This window comes from Streptomyces sp. NBC_00989 (assembly GCF_045162655.1).
In the GTDB taxonomy this organism is placed as follows: domain Bacteria; phylum Actinomycetota; class Actinomycetes; order Streptomycetales; family Streptomycetaceae; genus Streptomyces.
The window spans coordinates 1,211,279-1,229,432 of sequence record NZ_CP108728.1; the positions used below are offsets into that span (position 1 = coordinate 1,211,279).

14 protein-coding genes and 1 pseudogene are annotated in these 18,154 nt (G+C 70.2%); 4 read left to right on the forward strand and 11 right to left on the reverse strand.

Features of this window, described 5'->3' with window-relative positions; genetic code table 11:
* Positions 1-107: 107 nt before the first annotated feature.
* A complete protein-coding gene (locus OG714_RS05460) occupies positions 108-1,238 on the reverse strand; it encodes an MBL fold metallo-hydrolase (protein WP_406118916.1) in 1,131 nt (376 codons plus the stop codon).
* 136 nt (positions 1,239-1,374) lie between these two features.
* On the reverse strand, positions 1,375-2,286 hold the full coding sequence (locus tag OG714_RS05465) for a LysR family transcriptional regulator (RefSeq protein WP_406118917.1): 912 nt from the start codon (positions 2,284-2,286) through the stop codon (positions 1,375-1,377).
* Positions 2,287-2,627: 341 nt separating this feature from the next.
* Between OG714_RS05465 and OG714_RS05470 the strand changes: the two genes are divergently transcribed.
* Both OG714_RS05470 and OG714_RS05475 read left to right on the forward strand, forming a co-directional pair.
* A complete protein-coding gene (locus OG714_RS05470; RefSeq protein ID WP_406118919.1) occupies positions 2,628-3,233 on the forward strand; it encodes a TetR/AcrR family transcriptional regulator in 606 nt (201 codons plus the stop codon).
* A 104-nt stretch (positions 3,234-3,337) separates the two neighbouring features.
* Positions 3,338-4,453: a cobalamin-independent methionine synthase II family protein gene (locus OG714_RS05475; protein WP_406118921.1), complete on the forward strand. Its 1,116-nt coding sequence runs from the start codon at positions 3,338-3,340 to the stop codon at positions 4,451-4,453.
* A gap of 221 nt (positions 4,454-4,674) precedes the next feature.
* Here the strand turns inward: OG714_RS05475 and OG714_RS05480 are convergent, their stop codons facing one another.
* The 7 genes from OG714_RS05480 to OG714_RS05510 form a co-directional block, all read right to left on the reverse strand.
* Positions 4,675-5,742, reverse strand: coding sequence for a chorismate-binding protein (locus tag OG714_RS05480; protein WP_406118922.1), 1,068 nt, complete (start codon positions 5,740-5,742; stop codon positions 4,675-4,677).
* A 76-nt stretch (positions 5,743-5,818) separates the two neighbouring features.
* Positions 5,819-6,682, reverse strand: a complete 864-nt coding sequence (locus OG714_RS05485; protein WP_406118923.1) for a bifunctional 5,10-methylenetetrahydrofolate dehydrogenase/5,10-methenyltetrahydrofolate cyclohydrolase — start codon at positions 6,680-6,682, stop codon at positions 5,819-5,821.
* A 202-nt stretch (positions 6,683-6,884) separates the two neighbouring features.
* Positions 6,885-7,793 (reverse strand): formyltetrahydrofolate deformylase, encoded by a 909-nt coding sequence (purU, locus tag OG714_RS05490; RefSeq protein ID WP_406118925.1) that lies wholly within the window; start codon positions 7,791-7,793, stop codon positions 6,885-6,887.
* Positions 7,790-8,662, reverse strand: a complete 873-nt coding sequence (locus OG714_RS05495; RefSeq protein WP_406118927.1) for a methylenetetrahydrofolate reductase — start codon at positions 8,660-8,662, stop codon at positions 7,790-7,792. Before OG714_RS05495 ends, purU begins: the two co-directional genes overlap by 4 nt.
* A 244-nt stretch (positions 8,663-8,906) precedes the next feature.
* A complete protein-coding gene (locus OG714_RS05500; protein ID WP_406118928.1) occupies positions 8,907-10,250 on the reverse strand; it encodes an aminomethyl transferase family protein in 1,344 nt (447 codons plus the stop codon).
* Positions 10,251-10,362: 112 nt separating this feature from the next.
* The gene (gene folP, locus OG714_RS05505) at positions 10,363-11,253 is read right to left on the reverse strand and encodes a dihydropteroate synthase (protein ID WP_406118930.1); all 891 of its coding nucleotides are present in this window, start codon (positions 11,251-11,253) and stop codon (positions 10,363-10,365) included.
* Between the two features lie 172 nt (positions 11,254-11,425).
* The gene (locus tag OG714_RS05510) at positions 11,426-12,823 is read right to left on the reverse strand and encodes an NAD-binding protein (RefSeq protein WP_406118931.1); all 1,398 of its coding nucleotides are present in this window, start codon (positions 12,821-12,823) and stop codon (positions 11,426-11,428) included.
* A gap of 445 nt (positions 12,824-13,268) precedes the next feature.
* Here OG714_RS05510 and OG714_RS05515 point away from each other — a divergent pair, with 445 nt between their 5' ends.
* Entirely contained in the window at positions 13,269-14,201 is a 933-nt protein-coding gene (locus tag OG714_RS05515; RefSeq protein WP_406118933.1) for a LacI family DNA-binding transcriptional regulator, read from the forward strand.
* Positions 14,202-14,839: 638 nt separating this feature from the next.
* Complete coding sequence (locus OG714_RS05520) at positions 14,840-16,183, forward strand: aminomethyl transferase family protein (protein ID WP_406118934.1); 1,344 nt, start codon at positions 14,840-14,842, stop codon at positions 16,181-16,183.
* A 247-nt stretch (positions 16,184-16,430) separates the two neighbouring features.
* Here the strand turns inward: OG714_RS05520 and OG714_RS05525 are convergent.
* Positions 16,431-16,847, reverse strand: a pseudogene (locus tag OG714_RS05525) (transporter); the annotation flags it as partial.
* A 159-nt stretch (positions 16,848-17,006) separates the two neighbouring features.
* Positions 17,007-18,092 (reverse strand): tartrate dehydrogenase, encoded by a 1,086-nt coding sequence (locus OG714_RS05530; RefSeq protein ID WP_406118936.1) that lies wholly within the window; start codon positions 18,090-18,092, stop codon positions 17,007-17,009.
* Positions 18,093-18,154 lie beyond the last annotated feature (62 nt).

The window sequence follows — 18,154 nt, forward strand, 5'->3', positions numbered from 1 at the left end:
TAAGTCGGACGGTAACAGGCGTTTCGGGGCGAGGCGAGAGTCGTGAAGCACCATTGATCGGTCACGCGGCGCAAGCAATGCGGAACTTCCGCGCACCGCCGGACCGGTCAGGAGCGGCGGCGCCCGCGCCGTCGTACCGGCAGATGCAGCAGGTCCGTGCCCAGCACCATCGAGCCGCCGAAGTCGGCCCGGCGTGCGCTGTCGCGGAGCAGGCGGCGCCAGGTCGCGTCGGAGACCGCGGTCTGCTGTCCCGGGCCGAGGTGGGTCGCGACCAGCGTCCCCGCGTCCGACTCGGCCGCGATCCGGCCGAGTCGGGCCACGTCCGTGTGGGTCGAGGTGATGTGGTCGATCAGCGCCTGGGGCAGGCCGAGACTCGCGAGACCCGCTGGATACAGGGCTTCGTGGACAAGGACGTCCGCGTGCGCCGCGAGCTTGACGATGTTCGGGGTCGGTGCCGTGTCGCCGGAGAAGACGACGCTGCCGTGGTCCGTGTCGAAGCGGTACGCGTAGGCGGGGAACACCGCGCCGTGCGGGACCAGGACGGCGGTGACCTTCACGTCGTCGTTCTCCATCACGGTGAACGGGGCCATGGCCGGCGCGGAGTTGGTCGCCGAGGCGCTGGCACCGGACGGCGGCAGTACGTCGTGGACGGTGAGCAGGGTCGCGGGGTCGATGCCCGCGTGCTCGGTCATGAAGAAGGTCGGCGACGCCGCGTACGCCTGACCCGCCAGCCTCGTCATCTCGACGGTGCCCGGCACGATCCCGGGAGCCCCGGCGACGGTCGACGCGATACCGGCGGAGCCAGGGCCGTAGACCTCGATCGGGTTCTGGAAACCCTGTGCGCCCGAGGCGCCCGCCGACAGCAGGGGGAACGAGTAGTAGTCGACGATGTGGTCCGCGTGCAGGTGGGTGAGGAAGATCCCGGCCAGCGACGGCATCGACAGACCGGCGCGCAGATACTGGGTCACCGCTCCTCGTCCGCAGTCGACGACATACGTCCTGCCGTTCACCGTCAGCGCCGACGAGATGCCGTACCGGGTCGCCAGAGGCGGCGGCCCGCCGTTGGTACCGAGCAGCGTCACGGACAGGCCCGTACCGGAGGCCGCGGATCCGGTGTTCGTCGCCGCCGCGGCCTGTTCGGCGCCGAGCAGTGGTGTGGCGACGACGGCAGCGGCGGAAGCCGCCATCGCGCCGAGCATCGTCCGGCGGGACGTCGGTTCACCCAGGGGTTCGCACATGAAGAGACAGCTCCTTCGTGGCTCGGTTCGCGTTGCCACAGTGGCCACACCGAGCACGACTGTCCATCAGTCGGTACAAAATATGAGTTCCCATGACGAACAGTAAGATTTCGCGCCGCGCAAGTATGTGCTGACGTCAACGGCCGATCGTGGGAATCGGGTTCTCCGCGAACCACTGGGCGAGGAAGTCCAGGAAGACCGTGATCTTGCGCTGGGTACCCGGCCCGGGCCCATGGATCGCGTAGAGCGGCCGGTCGGGTGCCGCCAGGTGGGGCAGCTGGACTTGGAGGGCCCCGGAGACGAGATCGTCGTAGGCGGACCGCTGCGGCAGCAGGGCGATGCCGCGCCCGTGGACGGCCGCCTTCTGCAGGGCGATGTAGGAGTTGGACGAGAAGGCCACGTTGCGGATCTTGTGCAGCGTGGAGGTGGGGCCGTGCCCGATGCGCCAGACCGGGTCGTTGACGTGCACGAGGCAGTCGCGGGCGGCCAGGTCGTTGGGGTGCGTCAGGGGTCCGTGTTCGTCGACGTACGTCTTCGACGCGCACAGGACGAAGGGCAGCGAGGCGATCTTCTTCAGGCGCACGTTGGAGTCCCGGAGGTCCCGGGTGTGGAACGCCAGGTCGAAACCGCCGTCCAGGAAGTCGTACGTCCGGTCGGAGACGCCGCCCAGCTCGAACCGGATCTGGATCTTCGGGTGCGCGGCGGAGAAGGCGGCGATGGCGTCGCCGAGGTCCAGGCTCCCGATCCACTTCGGACAGATGATGCTGAGCACGCCCTCCGCCCGGTCGTGCAGATCCGCGATGTTGGAGTCCTCGGCGTCGATCTCCTTCACGATGCGGGAGGCGAACTCGGCGTAGCGCAGGCCCGGTTCGGTCAGGCTCACCGAGCGGGCCGTGCGGTTGACCAGCCGGACGCCGACCTGCCGCTCCAGCTCGGCGACATGCCGCGACACCAGTGATCCCGACGACCCCAGCGCCTTGGCCGCGCCGCTGAAACTGCCGAGGTCGGCGACGATGACGAAACAGCGCATGAGAAGCAGACGGTCCATGGCGGTCCTCCGGTCGTCCACGGCGCCGGTGTCCCTCCGGGCCGCGTCGAACATGGGGCGATGCAGTTGGGCGGAGCCGTCTCGCAGGCGGCGAACCTGGACGGCGGACGATGAGAGAGCGGAGGACCGTCAGGATCACATCGGTCAACGCTTCTACCATCACTATATCGATCTAGTGAACGTAACAGAACCCACTCGCGACCGCGAGGCCTGAGCTGGAAAACCCGGTGCGGTGCAGCGCGGCGCGGCGGGTCCGCGGTCTTTGTGATCGACGAGCGGTACGTGGACGAGGACACCTCGGCGGCCGCACCGGGCAGGCACCTACCATGGCCGGTGTGAGGATGACAGCGACTGACCGGCGACAACTCATCACGCGGGCTGCGGGTGAGCTGTTCATCGCGCGCGGCTACGCCGGTGTCTCCATGGAGGACGTCCTGACGGCGGTGGGCGGCTCCAAGGCGACCCTCTACCGCTATTTCACCGACAAGAGCGCCCTGTTCCGCGCATCAGTGGAGGCGCTGTGCGACGAGTGGTCCCAGCCGCTGCACACGTTCACGCCGAGCAGCGAGAACCTCACGGAGACCCTGGTCGCGCTCGGTGAACACTTCGCCGGCGTCGTCCTCACGCCCGAGGCGATCGCCCTGCACCGCCTGGTCACCGCCGAGGCCGTACGCATTCCCGGGCTCGGCGAGGTCTTCGCCGAGCACGGACCGAACGCGGGCCACGCGGTGCTCGGGCGATGCCTCCAACAGGCCTGCGACGACGGGCTGATCAAGGTCGAGGACCCGGTGCGAGCGGCGGAACAGCTCTACCAGGCCATGCTCGGCCACGCCCAGATGCGACTGCTGACGGACGCGCCGGTCAAGCTGACCGACGCCGAGATCCATGCGTCCATCAACGAGGCGGTACGGGTCTTCCTGCACGGCGTCTCCGTCGACCCTGTCTGACCTTCCCGGGTGGAAGCCCGCCGTACCCGGCACATGTCTTGCCCTCGAAACGTACTGTACCGTACCGTACAGTCGCCCGAGTGCCAGGCGTGAAGGGACGGCCGATGCCGACGACGACGATCCGAGCCGAACATGTGGGAAGCCTGCTGCGCCCCGAGGAGCTGCTGGCGGCGCGCGCCGCACACCGGCGCGGCGCGCTCGCGGACGAGCGGCTCGCGGAACTGGAGGACCAGGCCGCGGCAGCCGCGGTGAAGCTCCAGCAGGACGCCGGGATCCAGGTCTTCACCGACGGCGAGGTACGCCGGGACGACTTCATGGCCTCGGTGGTGGAGACGGTCGGCGGGCTGTCACCCGCCGAGGAGTCGTCGGCCCGGCCTCGCTGGATCCGTGACAGTGACGGCGCCGAACTCGACGGCGACGTCGCGTCGGTGGCCATCACGGAGCCCCTGTACCGGCGGACGCCGCTGTCCCTCGCCGAGGCCCGATGGCTGTCCGGGAACGCACCGGGGCCGTACAAGATCACGATGGCCAGTCCGACGATGGTGGCGGGCTTCTGGCGACCGGGGGTGTCGGACGACGTCTATCCGACCCGACGGGACGCGGTGGCCGCGCTGGCCGGCATCCACCGGCAGGACATCGCCGACCTGATCGGTGCCGGAGTCTCCTGGCTGCAACTCGACTCGCTCGCCTACTGGGCCAACATCGATCCCGAGGCCGCCCGGATGCGCCGGGTGACGGACCTGGAGGGGCATCTCTCCCACATCATCGACACGGACAACGGCCTGATCCGGTCCGCCCGTTCGCGGCGCCCCGGCATGACCCTGGCCATGCACTTCTGCCGGGGCAACATGCGCAGCGCCTGGTCCGCCCGGGGCGGCTACGAGCCCATCGCGGAGCGGGTGTTCGGCGAGGTCGAGGTCGACCGCTTCCTGCTGGAGTACGACACGGAGCGCTCCGGCGGCTTCGAGCCGCTGCGGTTCGTGCCGCCCGCCAAGACCGTCGTCCTGGGGCTGGTGTCGTCCAAGGTGGCCGAGCTGGAGTCGGTCGACACGCTGCGCCGGCGCATCGACGAGGCGTCGCGGTATCTGCCCCTGGAACAGCTCGCCCTCAGTCCGCAGTGCGGGTTCGCCTCGACGAGCCAGGGCAATCTGCTGACCGTCGACGACCAGCGCCGCAAGCTGGAACTCGTCGCCGAGACGGCACGTCTGGTCTGGGGCTGACGGCGGAACACCGATCCGGGGCCTGATGCGGCGGGCGGGCACTCGGGGGCCTGGGCGATGGCGGGGACCTCAGGCACCGTAGCGGCCAGGGGTTGGGAGCTGTGCCGGCCGGGGGCAGGCGAGGGCTCGGGCTCCGTAGCAGGCGGGGGCTCAAGCGCTACAGCGGCCGGGTCTCGGGCGCCAGGGTGAGCGGGGCCTCAGGCACCGACGCCGCCGAGTACTCAGGCGCCGGGGCGGGCGGCGAGCCGTTGGTGCGGCTTCGCGTCGTAGGGCGGACCGTTGGACGCGATGGTCAGCAGCCTCTCGGCCTTCAACTCGGTTTCCTGCCACTCCCGTTCGGGGTCCGAGCCCCAGGTGATGCCTGCTCCGGCGCCGAAGTTGAGGCGCTGCCGGGCCCGGTCGATCCAGAACGTGCGGATGCCTACGGCCAGTTCGCCGGTGCCGCGATCGGCGTCGACCCAGCCGATGCCGCCGCAGTACGGCCCGCGCGGCGCGGTCTCCAGGGCGGTGATGATGGCAAGGGCGCTCTCCTTCGGGGCGCCCGTGACGGATCCCGGCGGGAAGGTCGCCGCCAGCAGTTCGGGCCATCCTGCTCCGTCCCGCAGTTCTCCGCGCACCGTGGAGACCAGGTGGACGAGGCCGGGATGGCGTTCCACCGCGCACAGGTCCGGCACGGTGACGCTGCCGGTGGCGCACACGCGGCCGAGGTCGTTGCGGACCAGGTCGACGATCATCACGTTCTCGGCGTGGTCCTTCTCCAGGAGATCCGCCTCGGTACGCCCGGTGCCCTTGATGGGGCCCGACTCGATCAGCCGCCCTTCGCGACGCAGGAAGAGCTCCGGAGAGGCTGTGGCCACCTCAAGTCCCAGGCCCGGCAGCCTGATCAGGCCCGCGTACGGCGCGTGGTGCCGTGCCGCCAACCGGTCGGCCAGCGCCTCGATGTCGGCGTCGGCCGCTATGGGTGCCGACAGCACGCGGCACAGGTTGGCCTGGTAGACCTCGCCGCGCGCGATGTGCTCGCGGATCCGACGTACGCCCGCCGTGTACGCGTCGCGGTCCAGCGAACTGGCCCACTGCCCGGGCACGGGCCCGTCCCATCGGGCACCTCGGACGGGGTGCTGCGCGACCGACCGTACGTCACGGAAGCGGGCGCACGTCAGGCGTCCTTCGAAGTCGGCCACGACGGCCCAGAAGCCCGCGGAGTCGAGCGCGGCGGGGTCATGCGTGACGTCGGCCAGTCCGGTCGCCACCCGGCCGCCGAGCCGGGCCAGCGGGGGCAGTTGCATCATGTCCGGCACCTTTCCCGAGCACGGACGAACAGCGCGGGCACGCGGCAGCGCCCTGGGAGCCGACCGCCCGACTCGCCTATGCGGGCACGGTCTCGGACTCGGTGTTCCACTCGGCCGCGCGGAGCGTGTTGACCATCAGCATGGCGATGGTCATCGGCCCGACCCCGCCCGGTACGGGGGTGATGCGACTGGCGATGCCGTCGAGTTCGGCGGCGCGGACGTCACCGGTCAGACCCTCGGGCGTGCGGTGGATGCCGACGTCGATCACGGTCGCGCCGGGCTTGACGTGCTCGGGTCCGACGAGACCCCGTACACCGGTGGCGACGACGACGATGTCGGCGGGGCGGGTGACGGCGGCTAGGTCGGCGGTGAACTCGTGGGCGACCGTGACGGTGGCGCCGCGCCGCAGCAGCAGTTGGGCCAGGGGACGGCCGACGAGTTCGCCCCAGCCGACGACGGCGACGCATGCGCCCCTGAGCTCGATGCCTTCGGCGTCGAGGAGTTCGATGACGCCACTCGGGGTACAGGGGCGCAGTCCTCGTTCGCCGCGGGCCAGCCGGCCGGCGCTGGCCGTGGTCAGACCGTCGACGTCCTTGCCCGCGGGGATCCGGTCGATCAGGGCCGCGGCGTCGAGCTGGGCGGGCAGGGGCAGTTGGAGGAGGATGCCGGAGACCTCCGGGTCGGCCGCCAACTCGTCGATGACCGCGGCGACTTCGTCCCCGGAGGCGTGCCGGGAGAGGTGCCGGTGGAAGTCGCGCATGCCGGCCTCGCGGATGGCGCGGCGTTTGGCGGCGACGTAGACGGCGCTGGCCGGGTCGTCGCCGACCAGGATGGTCGCCAGACCGGGCACCCGTCCGCAGACCGCGGCCTCGGCGACCCGTTCGGCGACCCGGGCCCGGATGTCACGGGCGATCCGGACCCCGTTGATGGTGGTTGTCATGATGGCGAACCGCTTTCTGCTGGTGAACAATTCACCCGGCGAAGAGAACTGCCTGCCGAGGTCGCGGCGGGCCGGCCGCGGATGTGCAGATGTACGGCACCGGGACCGCGCGTCGGACGGGGGCCTGCCGTGTCCACCGCCCCCGGTGACCGGGGGCGACACAACCACCGTTCCCGGCACGGGCGTTGGGCCGATACGTGGTTCAGGCGAAGACGATGGTGTGCCTGCCGTTGCGGATGACCCGGTCCTCGGCGTGCCACAGCACCGCGCGGGAGAGGACGGCGCGTTCGACGTCGGCGCCTCGGCGGGTGAGGTCACCGGCGGTGTGGGCGTGACTGACGCGCACCACGTCCTGCTCGATGATCGGGCCCTCGTCGAGGTCCTCGGTGACGTAGTGGGCGGTCGCGCCCACCAGTTTCACTCCCCTCTCCTTGGCCTTGGCGTACGGGCCGGCGCCGATGAAGGCGGGCAGGAAGGAGTGGTGGATGTTGATGATCGGTACGCCGACCTGCTCGATGAAGTCGCCGGAGAGGATCTGCATGTAGCGGGCGAGGACGACGAAGTCGACGTTGTCCTTGAGCAGTCGCAGATGCTCCGCCTCGGCGGCCGACTTGTCCGCGCCCATGGACGGCACGTGGAAGAAGGGGATGCCGAAGCTGCGTACCTCCTCCGCGGTGTCGGGGTGATTGGAGATCACCATGCTGATGCTGACGGGGAGTTGGCCCTGGCGGTGGCGCCAGAGCAGGTCGAGCAGGCAGTGGTCGGACTTGGAGGCGAAGATCGCGACGCGCTTCGGCACGGACAGGTCGCGCAGCGTGTAGGAGAGGCCGTACGGCTTCACCAACTCCTTGTCGAAGTCGGCGCGGAGACCGGGCAGTTGGGCCCGCAGGCCGTCCAGCCCGAAGACGGTGCGCTGGAAGAAGGCGCCGCCCTGCGGGTTGTCGGAGTACTGGTCGAGGGAGACGATGTTGGCGCCGTGCCGGCCGAGCACCGAGGTCACGGCCGCGACGATGCCGGTGGCGTCGGCGCCCTGGACGATCAGCGACGCCTGGTGACCCGCTCCCCCGGTCTTCCTGGCGATCCCGGTGGGCGCGGCCTGCGTGAGGGTCATACGAGGTTGTCCTTCCTGAACTGGGCGATCCACTCGGACGTGGCCCGCAGGCCGCCGAAGGTGTAGAAGTGGATCTTTATGTCTCCGTGGCGGGCGGGGTCGTGGCCGTCGGCGAGCGCGCGCAGGAACTTGTCGGGGCCGGCGGTGCCCATCAGGTTGGTGATGGACAGGCCGTACTTCTTGGCGATGGAGGCGCTGGTGCCGACGCCGAACCGGGTGGCGTAGGACATCAGCCGCCGTACGCCGGCGGGGCCGGGGACGCCGATCCGGACGGGAAGGGTGATGCCCGCCGCGCGGACCTTCTCCAGCCAGGCCAGGACGGGGTCCACGTCGAAGCCGAACTGGGTGATGACGCTGCCGTCGAGTTCCTGCGCGGCGATGGAGGCGTTCTTGTCGCGCAGTGCGGACCAGAGCGCGTCCCCGGCGATGTCGGGGTGGCCCTCGGGGTAGCCGCTGATGCTGACGTGCCGGACGCCGTACTCCCGTAGCAGTCCCGTCTCGATCAGGGCGAGCGAATCCTCGTAGGGACCCTCGGGCCGGGCGGGGTCGCCGCCGACGGTGAAGACGTTGGCGCCGGTGCCGTCGGCCCGCAGGGCGGCGAGGAACTCCTCGAACTCGCCGTGCGAGCCGAGGCGTCGGGCGGAGATGTGCGGTACCGGCACGAAGCCGAGGCGTTTCACCGCCCGGGACGCCTCCAGGCGCATCTCCAGGTTCTCGTTGCCGAGGAAGGTGACGTTGATGCGGGTGCCCTGCGGGATGGAGTCCCGGGCCTCTTCCAGTTTCGGGACGTCCTTGCCGGTCATCTCCAGGGAGAAGTCCTCCAGCAGCGATGTGCTCACCGCCGCCGAGGCCGTGCTGAGGGGGTTCATCGTGCTCCTTGTCGATAGAGAAGGGGGGCCGCGGGGCGCGTGGCCCGACCTCGGCAGGGTGGGGGCGGTGGACGGCCGGACGCGTGACGTCGCCTCCGGCCGCCTGCCGTGGGCGATGCCGAACAGGTCCGGCTACGGCCAGCGCGCCCCGGAGGGGCGCGGGGCGGTGTCGATCTGCGGCTCCGCCACGTGGGCACGACGAGCCCCCACAGACCCGCAGACGAAAAGCCGGCCCCGCGGAGCGCTACGCGTTACGCCGGTACTCCGTGCGCGCGTGCCGGTCGAACGGGCTGGCCTGGACCGTGGCGCGGATGCGCGGGAACCCGAGGTCGGCCTCGGGATCGGTACCGGGACCCGGGTGCTCGCCCCAGACCACGGTGACCTCGGTGCCGGGCTCGGCGTGCGCGGAGTCGATCAGCGTCTGCGCAAGCACGGTGCCGACCGGGTCGATCGACGCGGTCTGCATGGTCGTACCGACAAGGCCCGCCGAGGTCTCCACCCGGTGGCGGGCGTAGGTGAGGACGAAGCCGGGGTCCTCTCCCCCGCCGACGACCCGGCGCACGTCGTCGGCGTCGAACACCAGGGTGACCTTGGTGCGGCGGGGTTCGTCCTTCGTCTTGAGCAGGGCGTCGCGGCCGTGGAAGTCGTGCCCGAAGTGGATCAGCTTGCCGTAGCCCAGTTCGTAGGGGGAGACGTAGTAGTCGGCGATGTCCTCCGAGAAGTAGCTGCCGTTGAGGGGACGCTTTCCCTCGATGCCGAACAGGGGCAACCAGGCGCGGTATTCCGCGAGTTCGGGGTCGGCGTAGATACCCGGGACCGGCGAGGGGATCCAGCCGCTCTCCACGCTCGGCGTGGTGTAGGCCAGCGCGCCGACCTGGACCAGGCCGAGCGGTTCACCGGCCTTGAGGAACGCGTCGTGCACGTACGCCGCGTGCTCCCACGGGCCGATGAACTCGTAGCCGGCCTGTCCGGCCATGCCGTGGCGCAGCGCCTCGAAGGAGCGGCCGTCCAGGGTGACCGGCGTGGAGTGGAAGAACTTGGTCTCCGGCAGCGGGCCGCCGAAGACGTTCTCGATCAGCTCCAGTGCCAGCGGGCCCTGGATCTGGTACCGGAACAGCTTGGGGTCGCCGCCGCCGGGGCGGAAGGCGGAGGAGGTGTCGGTCTCGAAGCCGACGTCGTAGCCGCCCTTCTCGGCGTGGTACTGCACCCAGTGCTGGGCGGCGGGGACACCGCTGAGGAGGTACTTGTTCTCGGCGCGCCGGGCGAGGATGCCGTCGGTGACGATCTTGCCGTCGCGGGTGACGGGTACGTACTGCTTGGCCTGGCCGATCGCGAACTTCTCGAAGTTGTTGGCGCCGTACTCGGCCAGCACGCGGGTGGCGTCGGGGCCCTCGATCCACAGGTCGTACATGTGGTGCGAGAGGTTGAGCAGCGCGACGCCCTCGTGCCAGGCCGCCTGCTCCTGGCGCCATCCGACGTACTCCCGCTCGACCACCTCCGGGGTCCACGGCTCGGCGTTCGGCTGCCACAGCAGACCGATGGGCGAACCGGCCTTGTCGATGCCGTCCTGAAGACTGGGGATTGCCATTGCGGCTCCTCTCAAAGCCATCTCCCTGAAGTACTAAATCGATCTAGTGACGCGGCTCGTCACATCGTGATCGGCTCACTTCGGGAAGGAAAAAGGGGATCGCTAGAACGATCTAGCGCAAGCTAGCAGACGGGTTTGGAGCTTGGCGAGACTCGTGCGGCGCCTTTCCGCACCGGCTCCGCACGACGGTCTCCGGCTCCGGGAGCCGGCGGTCGCCCGCCCAGGCGGCCGCCACGCACACCGCGTGCAGGCTGGAGCGGACGTCGTGCACGCGCACGCAGAACGCGCCGGCTGCGGCGGCCAGCGCGGACACCGCCGCCGTGGCCGCGTCGCGGTCGCCGGGCGCGGAGTCGATCCCCGCCCGGTCGCTCAACGCGGCACCGATGAAACGCTTCCTGGACGCCCCCACCAGCACGGGGAAACCGGTGGCCCGCAGAGCGGGCAGATGCGTGAGCAGTTCCCAGTCGTGGGCGGCCCGCTTGGCGAACCCGAGGCCGGGATCGAGGATGATGCGCCCCGGATCGATTCCGGCCGCGGTGAGTGCCTCCACGCGGCGCAGCAGTTCGGAGGTGACGTCGCCGACGACGTCGCGGTAGACCGCGTGGCGGTCCATCTCACGACTGGGCGCACGCCAGTGCATCGCCACATACGGCACCTCGGTCGCCGCGACGACGGCGGCCATGGCAGGATCCGCCAGCCCGCCGCTGACGTCGTTGACCAGACACGCGCCGGCCTCGATCGCGGCGCGGGCGACCGCCGCGTGCATGGTGTCCACACTGACGGCCACCTCCGCACGCACCAGCTCCCGCACCACCGGCACCACACGGGCCAACTCCGCCTCCACCGGGACGGGTTCGGCTCCCGGCCGGGTGGACTCGCCGCCCACGTCGACCAGGTCCGCACCCTCCTCGGCGAGTTTCAGACCCCGCTCCACGGCCTGTCCGGTCTCGATGTACCGGCCACCGTCGGAGAACGAGTCCGGAGTCACGTTCAGGATGCCCATCACCAGACACCGGCCGGGTCGTGGAAGCCCGGCGGGACCTTTCGGTGGTGGCTGCGCAACGGCGGCGCATCGCATGTCGATCATCGGTCGAACGACCTCCTCCGCCTGCGGGCCGTACGCCCTGCGAGCTGGAAAAGCTAAATCGATATAGCAGGCACGTTACAACGGATTGCTAAATCGTTCTAGTCCTCGGCGGGTCAATTTCGTCGCCCGCCGTCCGACGCCGTCCCTCGACGTGGGCGCAGCGGTCGTGACCGGCCACAGCGCTGCGGCGCCACACGCCGGAGGTGTCCCGCAACCTGATCCCGTCGCGATGGGCGACCGCGTCACCGACCGGCTCGGCGCGCAGCCGGGCGACCACGTAGCCGGCGGCCAGACCGGTGATGTCGCAGACGACACCCATGGGCAGCAGCGAGCGCGTCTCGGCGATGGCGTCGTCCTCGCCCGCGCGCATCACCACGCGGATGTACGGCGCGACGCCGTGGGCGGCGATGGCCACGGCCACGTTGTCCAGGTCGTCGGAGCCGACGGCGGCCAGCGCCCTGGCGTGACCGATGCGCAGCCGTTCCAGTACATGGCGGTCGCCGCCGTGACCGTCCAGGACGGGAATGCCGAGGGTGCGTGCCAGCCGCGCGGTGGCGGCCTGCGGGTCGCGTTCGACGCCTACGACGGGGATGCCCAGGGCGCGCAGCTCGACGCAGAGCCGCATGCCGACCTGACCCATTCCCACCACGATGACGTGCCCCGCGCGGGGCAGGGTGCGCGGACCAACCAGCCCGATCAGACGCGGACCGAGCATCCGCTCGACCACTCCCGCGGTGAAGAAGGCGGTGAAGACGACGGTGCTCAACATCGCGAGGACGGCGAAGATCTGGTACGCGTGGGCATCCGGTGGCGCGGCGGCCGGACCGACGCCGGCCACCACCCGGGCGGCCTCGAACAGCGCCTCGGACGGGCGATGGCCGAACGCCGTGAGCCACCCCCAGTCGGCGGCGAGTACGACGAGCATCGCGAGCATGCCCAGGACGAGCAGCCGGGTGCCCGGGTCGTGGGAGCGCAGCTGGAACCCGACCCGTCTTCGGCGGTACCGGCGACGCCACTGCCCCGGCAGCGCCGATTCCGCTGCGTCCAGGACGCCGTCACGCTCTCGGACGACCTGGACACACCCTCCGCGCAGGCGAGCGGCGACGAAGGAAGGATCCAGGCACGGGCCGGCCAGGGACGGCGCCGCGAGGTCGGCCGGCGAGGTGACATCGCACTGCGGCAGGAGGCGCGCGAGCTCGTCGGCGATCGTGCGGTCGAAGATCGTGACGATCAGCGGAACGTCGGGCGCGACGTGGGCGACGGCCAGCGCGTAGCGCAGGGCCGCGACGTCGTCGTGGAGCAGTACTGCTACGCCCGCCGGCCGCGGGGCCAGCGCCGCGCGCAGTTCGGGGTCACGTGGACGCGGGAGGTGCCGCACCGCGTCGGACGAGGTGTGCAGGGCACCGCACACCCGGCCGGCCAGGTGCGTGTCACCGATGACGACGTACGAGTGGGCGGGGTCGTACTGCGTCGGGTTCGAGGTCATGGGGTCGACTTCCTGCCGTGAGAGATGACGGTGAGCCGGCAGGCGGCCGACCGGTTGGAGCCCGTCCGGAAAGCCGAGTTGGTCGTCAGTGACCTTCGGCCGGCGGTGATCGTCGAGGAAGCCCGGCGAGAGAGCCACGGCCGGCCTTCCGCCGGCGCCGCGGCGTACCGCCCCTCGGCCGTCTCTCTTCCGACGGCTCGGCACGACGGCACGAGACACGGAGGGACGCGGAACTCCCGATACGCGCCCGGTCCAGGTTCCCGACCACCGCCGCGCCGTACCGTACGGTTCAGTGCCGTACGAAGCAAGGCGATTCGATCCGACGGAACCGGTGCACTCGGCGTCCCGTAGCCGCCCGTGCTTCAGCTCCCGTCGGTCTCCTTACAATGAGTGAACGCCGTGTCGCTGGGACTCGGGTGCGCACGACAACGTCAGAGCAGGGGTGATGGGGACGTCCAGAAGAGTCACGCTGAACGACGTGGCCGCGGCGAGCGGTGTCTCTCGCGCCACCGTCAGCTTCGTCCTCAACGACGACCCTCACCAGACGATCTCGGCAGCCACCCGCGACCGGGTGAAGGAGGCGGCCCGAACACTCGGCTACGTTCCGCACGGTGTGGCGCGAGCACTGCGCGAGGGGACCTCCCGGGTGGTCGTCCTGAACATCGACGCCGGCATGGAAGGCGCGTACTCCCGCAGCTACATCCACGGACTCGACGCCGAGTTGGCCGCCCACGACCATGTCCTTCTGGTCCGTCACGGCCACCACACCGCGCAGTCCACGCAGCAGGTCCTCGACGCCATCGTCCCCCGCGCGGTCATCCGCTTCGGCGAGACGTACCTCACCGGACACGCACTCGACGACCTGGGAGGCGGCTGGCGCAACGGTCTCGCCGCCCACACCGCCCTCCAACTCCGCCACCTCGTCGAGCACGGCCACACCCACATCGCCCTGGCGTTGCCGGACACCGAGTCACCGCTCGCCACGGCCCGCCTGCGCTTCACCGGGCATGCCGCGCAGAACCTCGGTATCCCCACTCCGGTGTCCTTCGTGGCTCCCCATGACCGGTCCGCCTGCGCCACCGCCGTCAACGCGCTCCTCTCCCAGGCCCCCGAGGTGACCGCGATCGCCGGCTTCAACGACGACGTGGCCCTGTGCGTCCTCACCGCCCTGCGCGACCTGGGCCGACGCGTGCCGGACGACACGGCAGTGATCGGCTTCGACGACAACGGCTACGGCGAACACGTCATCCCCTCGCTGACCACGATCAACGTCGACGGCGAGGCCCACGGCCGGCTCAGCGCCCGGCTCGCCCTGGGGCTCGACACCAACGGTCTGGAGCCCCCGCCCGCGCGGGTCGTCGTCCGCGAGTCGATCTGACGGCGCGGGCCACTCCACGGCTGCGGCTGCGGCTGCGGCTTTGCCGTGCCGTCGCGGTGACCACGGTCTCCGTCGCACGGCGAAGTTCCGCGTCATGACCGTGCACCGCACGCCGTCTCCCAGGGGGTACGTGCCCCACCCGCGGTGATCATGAAAACGACGCCGACACCGACACCGAAGACTTCCTGAACGCCTCGGCGAAGACCAGCGCCCGCCGGGTTGCGCGTGGGGTCCAGGACAGCCGTCGGGACTCCCACACGACTTCCATCCATCCGTCTCGGGAACTTCCCGACGGGCCAACGGAGTCGACCCGGAAAGGCGCAGGTCCGAGGCTCATACGATCCGGAACGTGACCTGCGGCCCGCCGCCGTCGACCATCCGCTCCAGAAATTCCACGCCCCGGCTCTTGAGCACACCGAAGGTGTACCGTACCGTACAGTTCACCCAGCCGGTGAAGGCTTCCGCTCCTTCCCTTCGGCATGCCCGCCCGTTCGTGCTGTACCGATCAGCCGCGACACCCCCGAGCCGGGTCACTCACGACGCCAGGCGCCGCAAACGGCTTCGCCCACCGCCACGACGGCGGGCCCCACGCCCTTGCCGCCGCCTCACCCACGCATCGCGACGACATGGAGAAACCGATGGCACATCTCGAAGACCAACTCCAGGCGGCCGGAGGCCCGTTGGGCCTGCTGCGCAGCGGCCGTTCCGGCGCCTACCCGTTCCCGATCAAGGCCGAGTTCACCAACTGGCGTGACGAGCAGGAGAGTTGGCGCAACTCGGCGGCACTGATGGACCTGTCCCACCACATGACCGACCTCACCGTCCAAGGACCCGACTGCTACCGGCTGTTGGCCGACGTCGGCGCCAACACCTTCCAGGGGTTCGGCCCGATGAAGGCCAAGCAGTTCATCGCGGTCAACCACGACGGCTACATGATCGGCGACTGCATCCTCTTCGGCCTCGACGACCACCACGTCCGTCTCGTCGGCCGCCCGCCGGCGCTCAACTGGGTCCAGTTCCACGCCGAGACCGGCGGCTACGACGTCACCCTGCGCCGCGACGAGCGCACCGCGCAGAACCCGAACGGCCGCGAGTTCTTCCGGCTCCAGCTCCAGGGCCCGCACGCTTCGGCGATCTTCGAGAAGGTCAACGGCGGCCCCATGCCCGACATCCCCTTCTTCAGCATGGGCAAGTTCAGCATCGGCAAGCACGAGGTAACCGCGCTCAACCACCGTATGTCGGGCTTCCCCGGGCTGGAGTTCTTCGGACCGTACGAGCACATCGACGACGTCCGCGACGCCATCCTGGAAGCCGGCGAACCGTTCGGAGTCCGTCAGATCGGCGGCCGCGCCTACGCTTCCGTGGCCACCGAGTCCGGCTGGATCGCCAACACCGTCCCCGCCGTGTACTCGGGCGAGAGCATGAAGACCTACCGCGAATGGCTCGGCGTCAGGACCTTCGAGGCCAACCTCTCCCTCGGCGGCAGCTTCGCCTCCGACCGCGTCGAGGACTACTACGTCACCCCCTGGGACCTCGGCTACGGACACATCCTCAAGTTCGACCACGACTTCATCGGCCGCGAGGCCCTGGAGCGCCGGAAGGACGAGAAGCACCGCCGCAAGGCATGGCTGGCCTGGCACCGCGACGACGTCGCCCGGGTCTTCGCCTCCCAGTACGAACAGGGCGACCGGCGCTTCAAGCACATCGAGATGCCCGCCGCCTTCTACGCCGCCTCCCAGTTCGACCGCGTCGAGAGCAACGGCCGGCTCGTCGGTATCTCGACACTGTGCAGCTACACCTCCAACGTCCGCGGCTGGATCTCCGTCGTCATGATCGACGACGACGTGCACTACGGACAGCAGGTCGAGCTGGTCTGGGGCGAACCCGACGGCGGCTCCGCCAACCCCACGGTCGAACGCCACTCCCAGACCACCGTCCGCGCCACCGTCACCCGCAGGCCCTTCGCCGACGACAAACACTGACAACGTCCGGCTACGGCATCTCCCCCACTCCCGGGCCCTTCCACCCCGTGACGTCGAGCGCAAGGGCGTCCAAGACCCGTCCGCCGGAAGGCTCACCGAGATCTCGGTGCCCCGAGGGCGCCTCGATCAGGGCGGGGCACCAGGCAGGCGGCTCCCGCCTGGTGCCCCGCCCGCGCTTCCCGGCATGCCGACCAGCGCTCCACGCCTCCGAAACCGGGCCGCCAGGTTCGCAAGCGCCTCGCTGCGGCTGCACCTCCAGGTCACCCTTGCCGTGGTGCCCAAGATCCGTCACGTCCCGGGTGAAACCGGGAATCAGGTCGGCCTCCTTCGGGTCGGCCTTGAGGAAGACGAGAAGCTTGGTCTGCTGCGGCGGGCGGACGCACGCGAAGTTCCGCAGCCGCTGGTACGCCGCGTAGTGCTAGCGCTGAATCCGGGTGACGCCGTCCCCAAGACCGAGAGCACCTCGTCGACCGCCATGCCCACCTCCGTCAACGCACCGCCCGGCCGACGCGCAGCCGGCAGCCCGGCCGCACGCCAGCGGCTCCTCCTGGCCGCAGTCGATACCGCGCCGGTGCTCGCGTACGGCCTGCGCGTCGTAGCGGGTGAATTCGCCGGCCACGCAGATCAGCCTTGGCACGCTCCACAGCACCTGGGCCGAGGCCGTCGGGCACGGGGCGACTTCCATCCCGCAGCCCTCCGCGATCTCTTCAACCGCATGCTCGGCCGGCTCCAACACTGCCTCCAGATAGTTTCCACGATCGCCTTCGAGCGCGTGAAGACGGTGCGAGAGGCCATGCCCGAGCCAATGGAGATTTTCGGACCGTCAGGCGTCGAGCGCGTCGATCAGGGCCTTCGTGACGTCCTCCGTCGTGGCCGTGCCGCCGACGTCCCGGGTGAGGATGCCCGCGGCGGTCGTGGCCTCGATCGCCTTGTTCAGGCGGGCGGCCTGGTCGGGCAGGCCGAAGTGCTCCAGCATCAGCGCGGCGCTGCCGACCGCGCCGATCGGGTTGGCCAGGCCCTGGCCCGCGATGTCCGGGGCGGAGCCGTGGACGGGCTCGAACATGCTGGGGAAGCGGCGCTCGGGGTTGAGGTTGGCGCTCGCCGCCAGGCCCAGGCTGCCGGCCAGGGCGCTGCCGAGGTCGGAGAGGATGTCGGCGTTGAGGTTGGAGGCGACGACGACCGAGAGGTCCTCGGGGCGCAGGACGAACTTGGCGGACATCGCGTCCACGAGCACGCTCTCGGTCTCGACGTCCGGGTAGTCGGCGGCGACGCGCTTGAAGACGTCGTCCCACAGGACCATGCCGTACTGCTGGGCGTTGCTCTTGGTCACGGAGGAGACCTTCTTGTGCGCCCTGGTCCGGGCCAGGTCGAAGGCGAACCGCATGATCCGTTCGCAGCCGACCTCGGTGAACAGGGCCGACTGGACGGCGACTTCACCGCCGTGTCCGCGCGCGGAGAGGTTGCGGCCGCCGAGTCCCGCGTACTCGCCCTCGCTGTTCTCGCGGACGACGACCCAGTCGAGTTCGGTGTCGTCGGCCTTGCGCAGGGGGCTCTGTACGCCGGGCAGGAAGTGCACGGGGCGGACGTTGGCCCACTGGTCGAAGTTCTGGCAGATCTTCAGGCGCAGGCCCCAGAGGCTGACGTGGTCGGGGACGTTCGGCCAGCCGACGGCGCCGAAGTAGATGGCGTCGAAAGCCTTCAGTTGGTCGAGGCCGTCGTCGTCCATCATCGTGCCGGTGCGCTCGTAGTACTCGCAGCCCCAGGGAAACTCCTGCCACTCGAAGGCGAAGGCCCCGCCGGAGTCGGCGGCCAGCGCGTCCAGGACGGCCCGCCCGGCGGCGACGACCTCCTTGCCCACCCCGTCGGCGGGGATGGCGGCGATGCGGAACGTGCGGGGTGCGGCTGTCATGGGTGCCTCCGGCTCGCTGTCGTGCGGTCGGATTCGAGTCAACACACCGCCGTCCGTACGCG